A 9,710-nucleotide genomic window follows, 5' to 3' on the forward strand; every position below is an offset into this window, starting at 1 on the left:
ACAACCAAGAGCCCAACAGTGCAAAATCCTGGTTATCGGGTGGGGTGAAAATAGTCAACAACACGTAAAGGGAACAGCGCCGAGTAAAGGCCAGACTGAAGCGGCTGATGCATTAAGTTTGAGCCGCAGTCAATCGTTGCGACTCATCGTTATACCTCAGGCCTTACGGGTTATTATTCCACCGCTTACCAGCCAATATTTGAATTTGACCAAAAATTCATCGCTGGCGACTGCTATTGGCTACCCGGATCTGGTTTCGGTATTTATGGGGACTACCTTGAATCAAACGGGGCAGGCGATTGAAGTGACTGCCATGACAATGGCCGTCTATTTAACCATCAGTATTTCTACTTCGTTCCTGATGAATGCATATAATCGCAAAATGGCTTTGGTGGAGCGTTAATTATGGCTGTTTATCCTGAACAAATTGCGCAGTCATTGCCAGAGCACAAAATTGGTCCACTGGCCTGGTGCCGGAAAAATCTTTTTTCCAGCTGGACCAATAGTCTGCTGACTCTGGCATTGCTCTATACCTTGATACCGCCTTTCTGGCATCTGGTGCAGTGGGCTTTTATCCAGGCGGATTGGGTCGGTGATCAGCGAGAACAATGTGATTCCGGTGGTGCCTGCTGGGTTTTTATTAACGTTCGCTTCTCTCAGTTCATTTACGGATTTTATCCGGATGGTGAGCGGTGGCGCGTCGATCTGATGTTTGCACTGTGCGCATTGCAGATGGCAGCCTTAATGATCAAGGGGATACCCGGTAAAAAATGGTTCGCCCTGAGTTTCTTCGGATTGTTTCCATGGCTGGCTCTGTGGTTGTTGCGCGGTGGCATCTTGGGCCTGGCTTCTGTAGAAACCCACTACTGGGGCGGTTTGATGCTGACGCTGGTACTGGCTTTGGTCGGCATAGTGGCAGCATTACCCATCGGGATTATTCTGGCGTTGGGGCGTCGCTCCAGCATGCCGGTGGTGAATAGTATCAGCGTTGTATTTATTGAATTTTGGCGTGCGGTTCCATTAATTACCGTACTGTTTATGGCTTCGGTCATGTTGCCATTATTCCTTTCAGCTCAGGTCGAACTGGATAAATTGTTACGCGCCCTGATCGGTATCATTTTGTTCCAGTCTGCTTATATGGCTGAAGTGATTCGCGGCGGATTGCAGGCAATACCGAAAGGCCAATATGAAGCCGCGGAAGCTTTGGGTTTAAGCTACTGGCGATCTATGGGGTTGGTTATTCTGCCCCAGGCATTGAAAATCACGATTCCATCGATTGTGAATACGTTCATTGCACTGTTTAAAGATACCAGTCTGGTGACGATCATCGGTTTATTCGACTTGCTGGCCGTAGGTAAAGCGGGTCTATCAGATCCGAACTGGTTGGGTTACTCCGTCGAAGCTTACGTATTTATCGCCCTGATTTTCTGGATTTTCTGTTTCGGCATGTCGCGCTATTCCCAGTATCTGGAACGCCAGCTGCACACCGGACACAAGCATTAAGGAACCAAGCATGAACAACAAACAGGAAGTCGTGGTTGAGCTGAACGACGTGAACAAATGGTACGGTGAATTTCATGTCCTGAAAAATGTTAATTTGAAGGTCGGGAAAGGGGAGAAAATTGTTATTTGTGGTCCTTCTGGATCAGGGAAATCGACAATGATCCGCTGTATTAATCGCCTCGAAGAGCATCAAAAAGGGGATATTATTGTCAAAGGTACCCCGTTAACGCATGACATCAAGAATATTGAATCTGTGCGTCGTGATGTGGGTATGGTGTTCCAACATTTCAACTTGTTCCCTCACCTGACGGTGCTGGAAAATTGTTGTCTGGCGCCCATTTGGGTGAAGAAAATTCCCCGTGCCGAGGCCGAAGCCACCGCGATGAAATATCTGCAGCGCGTTAAAATTCCAGAGCAGGCCTTGAAATACCCCGGCCAACTCTCCGGTGGACAGCAACAACGTGTCGCCATCGCGCGTAGCTTGTGCATGAATCCACAGATAATGTTATTTGATGAGCCGACCTCGGCACTGGATCCGGAAATGGTTCGTGAAGTATTGGATGTTATGGTCGAGCTGGCGGGCGAGGGGATGACCATGTTGTGTGTGACCCATGAGATGGGCTTTGCTAAACAGGTCGCCGATCGCGTGATATTTATGGACCGTGGACAAATTGTTGAAGAAAATACGCCCGATGAATTCTTTAATAATCCACAATCCGAACGCAGTAAACTATTCCTTAGCCAGATCCTGCAGCATTAATTAATAAAAAAAGGCGCCATTGGGCGCCTTTTCATTTCGGTAATATGGGTTATTCCCACGTAAATAGCGATGGCCTGATCTATTTAGCCTTGTGTTGGCTGATCGTCTTCGGCCTTCAGCATATGCCCAAGTTTGCCGGCTTTGGTTTCCAGATAGAATTCGTTGAAGGGGTTTTTCCCCTCTTGCAGAGGCACGCGTTCAGCAATATGGATGCCCATTTTTTCCATGGCGTTGAGTTTTCTGGGATTGTTGGTCATCAAGCGTAATGACGACACACCCAGCAACTTGAGCATATCCGCGCAGATGGTGTAATCCCGCATATCGGCCGCAAATCCAAGGGCCACGTTGGCATCCACGGTATCTGCACCTTGATCCTGGAGATTGTACGCGTGGATCTTGTTCAGCAGACCAATCCCACGCCCTTCCTGGCGGACATAGAGCAAGACGCCGCGTTGTTCTTGCGCAATTCGTTGCATGGCGGCTTGAAGTTGAAACCCGCAATCACAACGCAAGCTGAAGAGGGCGTCTCCGGTCAGGCATTCGGAATGAATGCGACCCAGAACTGGCTCGGGTGTTGTGATATCGCCCATGACCAGAGCGGCATGATCTTTACCCGAAGCGGTTTCTTTAAATCCGACCAGTGTGAATGTACCCCAGGGTGTGGGGAGCTTGGACGATGCAATCAGGGAAACACTGCTCATTTATTTCCTCTTACGCACAACTCAATGCGTTGGTTTGAAGCATAGGCTTGATTAGCCAGCCATAAAAATTTGATCCACTTCGCGATTTTCGCCTGATTTCTCCCTGATTGGCAACCGCTGTCGGCTAGAAGCATCCAGAAATAGCTGACTTTGTTACTCGGAATTGGCTTCGGGTATCTTGCCGAGGGCGAATTGGGTATAATTCGACACCAGAAATTGTGCCCGTAACCCCGAGATACCTGTGATGCCATATGCGCGGGGTTGTGGTTGTTAACCTATTAAAAAGTGGAGAGTTTTGATGGCGGAGATGATCACTCCCGTGATTACGATTGATGGCCCAAGCGGTGCCGGTAAGGGGACTGTCTGTCAACGTCTTGCCGAGCGATTGGGCTGGCCATTGCTGGATTCTGGTGCCATTTACCGTGTCTTGGCGTTAGCTGCACTACACCATGATGTCGCTCTGGATCATGAGGATGACCTGGTTCCGCTGGCCAGTCATCTGGATGTCAGTTTTTTGCCCGGACCTGACGGCGTTCGCGTCATTCTGGAAGGTGAAGAGGTTGCAGGCGCCATTCGGACCGAAGAGATTGGTAATGCAGCCAGTAAAGTCGCGGCCTTTCCTCGGGTTCGTGAGGCGTTGTTACGCCGCCAACGCGCCTTTCGTCAAGCTCCTGGCCTGATTGCCGATGGTCGCGATATGGGCACTGTGGTTTTCCCTGATGCCGAGGCTAAAATTTTCCTGGATGCCAGCGCGGAAGAAAGGGCTCACAGACGGCTCAAGCAGTTGCAGGAAAAGGGATTTGATGTTAATTTTGATCGCCTTTTAGTCGAGATCCAAGAGCGTGACGACCGCGATCGTAACAGAGCTGTGGCGCCTTTGCGGCCTGCTCCTGATGCGCTGGTTGTGGATTCTACTGCGATGGATATCGACACGGTTGTAGAGACGATTCTGCAACACGTGATGCAAAGAATTGAAATCCGGGCGTAAAGCGCGGATGGAGATACGTCTGTACCAAGGAATGGCATAGGCGAATTTGAACAACCCCGCTCTGGCCGGATTGCCGGGTGGATGTTATTTACTCTCAAGTTATCAAACACATGACTGAATCTTTTGCTCAACTCTTTGAAGAGTCTCTGAAACAACTCGAAACCCGTCCTGGTGCCATTGTTAAGGGTACTGTCGTTTCCATCGCGAACGGCTTTGTCCTGGTTGACGCTGGTCTGAAGTCTGAATCTGCTATTCCAGTTGAACAGTTCAAGAACGCTGTTGGCGAACTGGAAATCAACGTTGGTGACATCGTTGACGTAGCTCTGGACTCCGTAGAAGACGGTTTCGGTGAGACTCAGCTGTCCCGTGAGAAGGCTAAGCGTCACGAAGCTTGGCTGCAACTGGAAAAGGCCTACGAAGAACAGGCCACCGTAATTGGTCTGATCAACGGCAAGGTAAAGGGTGGCTTCACGGTCGAAGTGAACACCATTCGTGCCTTCCTGCCTGGTTCTCTGGTAGACGTGCGCCCGGTACGCGACACCGCTCACCTGGAAGGCAAAGAGCTTGAGTTCAAAGTTATCAAGCTGGACCAGAAGCGCAACAACGTTGTTGTTTCCCGTCGTGCTGTGATCGAAACCGAGAACACCTCTGAGCGTGATAGCCTGTTGGCCAATCTGCAAGAAGGCCAAGAAGTTAAGGGTATCGTCAAGAACCTGACCGACTACGGTGCATTCGTAGATCTGGGTGGTGTTGACGGCCTGCTGCACATCACTGACATGGCTTGGAAGCGCGTTAAGCATCCTTCCGAAATCGTCAATGTTGGCGACGAAATCGCTGTTAAGGTCCTGAAGTTTGACCGTGAGCGTACTCGTGTATCTCTGGGTCTGAAGCAACTGGGTGAAGATCCGTGGGTTGCTATCGCCAAGCGTTACCCAGAAGGCGCCCGCCTGACTGGTCGCGTAACCAATCTGACCGATTATGGCTGCTTCGTTGAAATCGAAGAAGGCGTGGAAGGTCTGGTTCACGTATCCGAAATGGATTGGACCAACAAGAACATTCACCCGTCTAAGGTTGTGAACGTTGGCGACACCGTTGAAGTCATGGTTCTGGATATTGACGAAGAACGTCGTCGTATCTCCCTGGGTCTGAAGCAGTGCAAGTCCAACCCGTGGCAGCTGTTTGCTGAAACTCATGCCAAGGGTGACCGCGTCTCCGGTAAGATCAAGTCTATCACTGACTTCGGTATCTTCATCGGCCTGGACGGCGGCATTGACGGTCTGGTTCACCTGTCTGACATCTCCTGGAATGCTTCTGGTGAAGACGCAGTTCGCGAGTTCAAGAAGGGTGACGAGATCTCCGCCGTTGTTCTGCAAGTCGATCCAGAGCGTGAGCGCATCTCCCTGGGTGTGAAGCAGATCGAAGAAGATCCTTTCAATAAGTACCTGTCTGATAACAAGAAAGGTGCTATCGTTAAGGGCAAAGTGACTGCCGTTGATGCCAAGGGTGCCACCATTGACCTGGAAGAAGGCGTAGAAGGCTACATTCGTGCCTCCGATGCCTCGCGTGACCGTATTGAAGACGCCACTCTGGTGATGTCTGTCGGTGACGAAGTTGAAGCCAAGTTCATGGGTGTTGACCGTAAGAACCGTACCGTTAGCCTGTCTGTCCGTGCCAAGGACGAAGCTGATGAGAAGGCTGTTATGGAAAACCTGAACCAACAAGAAGAAGTTGGTTTCAGCAGCGCCATGGCTGAAGCGTTCAAGGCTGCCAAGGGCGAGTAATCTCCCTTAGGAAGCAAAGAAGGGCGGTCTAGACCGCCCTTTTTATATGTTTGAAATAGCATGGATCCCTCAAGGAGTGCCTTATGACTAAGTCCGATCTGATTGAACGACTCTCTGCCAAGTACCTGCATCTCTCATCAAAAGATGTGGAAGTCGCTATTCGGGAAATTCTGGAGCAGATGGCTATTACCTTGCAAAGTGGCGATCGGATTGAAATTCGGGGTTTTGGCAGTTTTTCATTGCACTATCGTGCACCGCGAGTAGGCCGCAACCCGAAGACCGGTGAAAAAGTGGAATTATTAGGAAAATCTGTTCCCCATTTCAAACCCGGGAAAGAGCTTCGTGAGCGCGTCAATGAAAGTATTGCGTGAGCATGCATGACCCGCTTCGGGTGCCACTTGTTTGTCCGTCTTGGGGGTATCAGTGCGAGCCTTATTTAGCGTGATCGCTCTTGCCATTGTTGTTGCCTTGGCATTGACCTTGGGGGCTGAGAATGGCCTCTATGTGAAATTCAATTATCTAATTGCCCAAGATGAGTTTCGGCTCTCTTCCTTAATGGTGGTCTGGTTCTCCGCCGGTTTTGCCGTCTGTGCGCTGTTATGTTCGTGGGGGCTGCTCCGAAGTCGTATACAAATCCGCCAACTCAAAAAGCAAGTTACCCGTCTGGGAGCTGAACGTGATCGACTCGAAGCCACTACCGGTGTTGCTGAGTCGTCAGTGAATAATTAATGCTCGAGCTTCTTTTTCTCTTATTACCCGTTGCCGCTGCTTATGGCTGGTATATGGGACAACGTGGTGCGCGGCTGGATAATCAGCAATCGAGCCACAAATTGTCGCGCAATTACGTTGCCGGTATTAACTTTCTCCTCTCTGAACAACCCGATAAGGCAGTTGATTTATTTATTGAACTGCTGCAAGTCGACGATGAGACACTGGAAACTCATCTGGCATTAGGCAATCTGTTTCGTCAGCGAGGCGAAGTGGATCGCGCCATTCGTATTCACCAAAATCTAATTGCCAGACCTAGTCTGACGTTTGACCAACGCAATCTATCCATGCTGGAACTTGCCCGTGATTTTATCGCTGCCGGTCTACTCGACCGCGCGGAAAATATTCTGAGTGAGTTAGTTCGTCACGATGAGCATGAAGAAGAAGCGGCGGCGTTACTGATTGGTGTTTATCAGCAGATGCGGGATTGGGAAAAGGCAATTTCTGTCGCCACCCGTAGTCGTAAGAAGCTAGGGGATAAGATCCTGCCGCCGCTGGCCAATTTCTACTGTGAATTAGCCGCACAAGAGTCACCAGACGCGGGGGATAAACGCTCAATTGGCTACTTGAAAAAAGCCATCAGCGTCGATGAAAATTGTATTCGAGCCTCGCTTGCTCTTGCCGATATTTACCTCAAACAGAACGACAAGAGTCTCGCTGCGGATATATTGGTACTGATCGGAGATAAAGACCCTGATTTTGTCTCCGAGGCGCTCCCACTGCTGCAACGTTGTTTCCCGATCTCAGATCCGCGTTATAAAGCCATCTTATTGAAGTGGCTTGAACAATCTTCATCAACCAGTATTGCCTTGGCGTTGGCCGATTTAACGCACGCGGAGCAAGGTGTTGTTGAAGCAGAGCAGTTAATTTTAAAAGAGCTCAAGCGTAATCCCACCATGCGTGCATTTTCCCGCTTGATGGATTATCGATTAGCAGAGCTGGATAGTACGCAGGCCAAAGAAAGTATTTCGCTGCTGAAAAATTTGGTGGAAAAACAGATATCGATGAAACCCAATTATCGATGTCAGCGCTGTGGATTTTCCACAAAGGTCATCTTCTGGCAGTGCCCATCGTGTAAACAGTGGGCCAGTATTAAACCCATCCGCGGTTTGGATGGAGAGTAGTGGGAGTTTTCATGCAAGAACGTCAAGGATCTAAAGTCATCGTCGCTCTGGATTATGCCAATAAAGCGGATGCCATGGCATTTGTCGCGCGGGTCTCTCCCGCCTTATGTCGCCTGAAAGTCGGCAAAGAGATGTTTACCTTATTTGGGCCTGAGTTCGTCAGGAGTTTGGTCGCCCAGGGGTTTGACGTATTTTTGGATCTAAAATTTCATGATATTCCCAATACCGTTGCCAAAGCGGTTGCGGCCAGTGCCGAGTTAGGGGTCTGGATGGTGAATGTTCATGCCTGTGGTGGTTTACGCATGATGGCAGCGGCAAAGCAAGCGTTAGCCGACTACGGTGACAAGGCGCCGCTGCTGATCGCCGTGACGGTTCTGACCAGCATGGAGCAGGATGAACTCCAACAAGCCGGGGTTGCCGGCTCCTTGCAGGATCAGGTTCTGCGCTTAGCGACATTGACGCAGCAAGCCGGACTGGATGGTGTCGTCTGCTCGGCTCAGGAAGCCTCATTGCTCAAGCAGCATCTGGGCGCAGAGTTCAAGCTGGTCACGCCGGGCATCCGTCCTGTGGGTTCGGAACTGGGCGATCAACGCCGCGTGTTAACCCCCGCTGAGGCCTGCGCGCAAGGCTCCGATTATCTGGTGATTGGCCGTCCCATCACCCAAGCGGTTGATCCGGCCGCGACCTTGGCGGCTATCAATCAATCGCTTGTTGCTGCGTAATACCGCTAAAGAGCCGACGGTTTTGTCGGCTCTTTAGCACCTCGACGATACCATAGTAAAAGCAACAACCCGGTCAGCACGCCACTGATGGCACCTATGATATGAGACTCGACATGTACTCGGGTGCCAATCAGCTCAGTGGTTAAACTGTCCGTACGCAACAGATCACATCCCAGTTTGGCCAACAGCCCGAGTAACCACCACCAGCCCTGACGGTCCCGTTGTTGAATCATCAGCAGTGCACCGATGGCAAACAGCCCATGCAAAGCACCGGAAAGACCCCAGTAGAAATGGGTCGTGGGCACTAGCACCAACAAGAAAGTATCGACTAGCGCTACCTGCAGGATCAGAACCCAGACACTTCGGTAACCCGCTAGGCATTGCGGCAGCAGCAAGTAGATCAAGCCCCAGGCGAGCAGATTCATCAGCAGGTGATTCAGATTATGATGCAACCAGCCCCCCGTGAGCAGACGCCACCATTCGCCTTGAAGGATGGCCACTCTGTCATAGGCGAGGGGCAGTGCTGCCGCGACAAGTTGCGCGATGGATGCCAATAGACAAACGGTAAACAGGGGGAACAGCGGAATTATTTTGCGGAGATATTGGTGTGTCATCGCTAGCCCATGAGAAATAAAATAGGGGGCCGCGCCCCCTGTTTTATTGTGGCAGGATTAGATCAGGAAATCGTCCAGTGTTTTGCCTTGTTCTGCAATCGCTTTACGGATCGCGACGGGTTGACGGCCTTGGCCAGTCCAGGTGCGATGTTCGCCATTTTCATCGATATATTGATACTTGGCCGGGCGTGGTGCCCGCTTGTTTACTTTTTCGCCAGCGGTAGATGCTCCGACCGGGAACAGTTCGGCAGGGTCAATACCATCCGCGCGCAGCATGTTCATATATTCAGAAATTTTGCGCTCGCGTTCCTCACGGGATTTACGATCTTCGGCTTCATTTGCCCGGCGCTCTTCAACCACCGAGGTCAATTTGGCAAGACCTTCTTCGAGTTGCTCCAGTGTCAAGTCACGAGCCACGGCCCGCAAGCTACGAATATTAAGTAAAACTTTCAGGAAATCGGTCATGTTTGTTCTCGGTTGACGGGATTTGAAGTAATTATTGTGGGGTTAAAATAATAATGCAATATATATATGGATAATATTTTACGCGGTGAGACATGCGGTTGCTGTTGATACATAATCAATTGCGTTGTTTCATCTGGTTTCACTATAAGTGCCAATTCACCTGCTGGATATGGATGTTAACTGTCCATCCTGGGACATAAGCTAAATAGCTGATCCTAATTTCGCTCCAGTTGCATAAGCCCATGTCCATTACCGGGGAACGGGGCGGCATGATCCAGGAAGTA

At 50.4% G+C, this 9,710-nt stretch carries 12 protein-coding genes; 9 read left to right on the forward strand and 3 right to left on the reverse strand.

What is annotated here, in order from left to right:
• The 3 genes from ACYVG7_RS11800 to ACYVG7_RS11810 all read left to right on the forward strand — a co-directional run.
• Positions 1–403 (forward strand): ABC transporter permease subunit (locus ACYVG7_RS11800; protein ID WP_460883302.1); only part of this gene is annotated, 403 nt, incomplete at its 5' end.
• A gap of 2 nt (positions 404–405) precedes the next feature.
• Positions 406–1,503, forward strand: coding sequence for an amino acid ABC transporter permease (locus tag ACYVG7_RS11805; protein WP_460883303.1), 1,098 nt, complete (start codon positions 406–408; stop codon positions 1,501–1,503).
• Between the two features lie 10 nt (positions 1,504–1,513).
• Positions 1,514–2,263, forward strand: a complete 750-nt coding sequence (locus ACYVG7_RS11810; RefSeq protein WP_460883304.1) for an amino acid ABC transporter ATP-binding protein — start codon at positions 1,514–1,516, stop codon at positions 2,261–2,263.
• Positions 2,264–2,346: 83 nt separating this feature from the next.
• On the opposite strand, the gene ribA is transcribed toward ACYVG7_RS11810, so the two are convergent.
• Positions 2,347–2,964, reverse strand: coding sequence for a GTP cyclohydrolase II (ribA, locus tag ACYVG7_RS11815; protein WP_460883305.1), 618 nt, complete (start codon positions 2,962–2,964; stop codon positions 2,347–2,349).
• A 298-nt stretch (positions 2,965–3,262) separates the two neighbouring features.
• Between ribA and cmk the strand changes: the two genes are divergently transcribed.
• The 6 genes from cmk (at position 3,263) to pyrF (ending at position 8,347) form a co-directional block, all read left to right on the forward strand.
• Complete coding sequence (gene cmk, locus ACYVG7_RS11820; RefSeq protein WP_460883306.1) at positions 3,263–3,952, forward strand: (d)CMP kinase; 690 nt, start codon at positions 3,263–3,265, stop codon at positions 3,950–3,952.
• Between the two features lie 110 nt (positions 3,953–4,062).
• Positions 4,063–5,733 carry a 30S ribosomal protein S1 gene (rpsA, locus tag ACYVG7_RS11825; RefSeq protein WP_460883313.1) on the forward strand — a complete coding sequence of 557 codons (1,671 nt, stop codon included), beginning with the start codon at positions 4,063–4,065 and terminating at the stop codon, positions 5,731–5,733.
• A gap of 83 nt (positions 5,734–5,816) precedes the next feature.
• Positions 5,817–6,104: an integration host factor subunit beta gene (locus tag ACYVG7_RS11830; protein ID WP_460883307.1), complete on the forward strand. Its 288-nt coding sequence runs from the start codon at positions 5,817–5,819 to the stop codon at positions 6,102–6,104.
• 52 nt (positions 6,105–6,156) lie between these two features.
• On the forward strand, positions 6,157–6,462 hold the full coding sequence (locus tag ACYVG7_RS11835; RefSeq protein ID WP_460883308.1) for a LapA family protein: 306 nt from the start codon (positions 6,157–6,159) through the stop codon (positions 6,460–6,462).
• The gene (gene lapB / locus ACYVG7_RS11840; RefSeq protein WP_460883309.1) at positions 6,462–7,625 is read left to right on the forward strand and encodes a lipopolysaccharide assembly protein LapB; all 1,164 of its coding nucleotides are present in this window, start codon (positions 6,462–6,464) and stop codon (positions 7,623–7,625) included. The genes ACYVG7_RS11835 and lapB overlap by 1 nt, the downstream gene beginning before the upstream one ends.
• A gap of 11 nt (positions 7,626–7,636) precedes the next feature.
• Positions 7,637–8,347, forward strand: coding sequence for an orotidine-5'-phosphate decarboxylase (pyrF, locus tag ACYVG7_RS11845; RefSeq protein ID WP_460883310.1), 711 nt, complete (start codon positions 7,637–7,639; stop codon positions 8,345–8,347).
• A 5-nt stretch (positions 8,348–8,352) separates the two neighbouring features.
• Here pyrF and rrtA read toward each other — a convergent pair whose 3' ends face one another.
• Together rrtA and ACYVG7_RS11855 are read right to left on the reverse strand one after the other, a co-directional pair.
• Positions 8,353–8,961 carry a rhombosortase gene (gene rrtA / locus ACYVG7_RS11850; RefSeq protein ID WP_460883311.1) on the reverse strand — a complete coding sequence of 203 codons (609 nt, stop codon included), beginning with the start codon at positions 8,959–8,961 and terminating at the stop codon, positions 8,353–8,355.
• A gap of 57 nt (positions 8,962–9,018) precedes the next feature.
• On the reverse strand, positions 9,019–9,426 hold the full coding sequence (locus ACYVG7_RS11855) for an H-NS family histone-like protein (protein ID WP_460883312.1): 408 nt from the start codon (positions 9,424–9,426) through the stop codon (positions 9,019–9,021).
• Between the last annotated feature and the right edge of the window lie 284 nt (positions 9,427–9,710).

Source organism: Pseudaeromonas pectinilytica, assembly GCF_054780855.1.

What these genes read in the sequence shown, in the direction of transcription:
- ACYVG7_RS11830 (WP_460883307.1), top strand. Translation starts at nt 5,817, where the DNA reads ATGACTAAGTCCGATCTGATTGAACGACTCTCTGCCAAGTACCTGCAT.
- ribA (WP_460883305.1), bottom strand. Translation starts at nt 2,964, where the DNA reads ATGAGCAGTGTTTCCCTGATTGCATCGTCCAAGCTCCCCACACCCTGG.
- pyrF (WP_460883310.1), top strand. Translation starts at nt 7,637, where the DNA reads ATGCAAGAACGTCAAGGATCTAAAGTCATCGTCGCTCTGGATTATGCC.
- ACYVG7_RS11810 (WP_460883304.1), top strand. Translation starts at nt 1,514, where the DNA reads ATGAACAACAAACAGGAAGTCGTGGTTGAGCTGAACGACGTGAACAAA.
- lapB (WP_460883309.1), top strand. Translation starts at nt 6,462, where the DNA reads ATGCTCGAGCTTCTTTTTCTCTTATTACCCGTTGCCGCTGCTTATGGC.
- rpsA (WP_460883313.1), top strand. Translation starts at nt 4,063, where the DNA reads ATGACTGAATCTTTTGCTCAACTCTTTGAAGAGTCTCTGAAACAACTC.
- cmk (WP_460883306.1), top strand. Translation starts at nt 3,263, where the DNA reads ATGGCGGAGATGATCACTCCCGTGATTACGATTGATGGCCCAAGCGGT.
- ACYVG7_RS11805 (WP_460883303.1), top strand. Translation starts at nt 406, where the DNA reads ATGGCTGTTTATCCTGAACAAATTGCGCAGTCATTGCCAGAGCACAAA.
- rrtA (WP_460883311.1), bottom strand. Translation starts at nt 8,961, where the DNA reads ATGACACACCAATATCTCCGCAAAATAATTCCGCTGTTCCCCCTGTTT.
- ACYVG7_RS11855 (WP_460883312.1), bottom strand. Translation starts at nt 9,426, where the DNA reads ATGACCGATTTCCTGAAAGTTTTACTTAATATTCGTAGCTTGCGGGCC.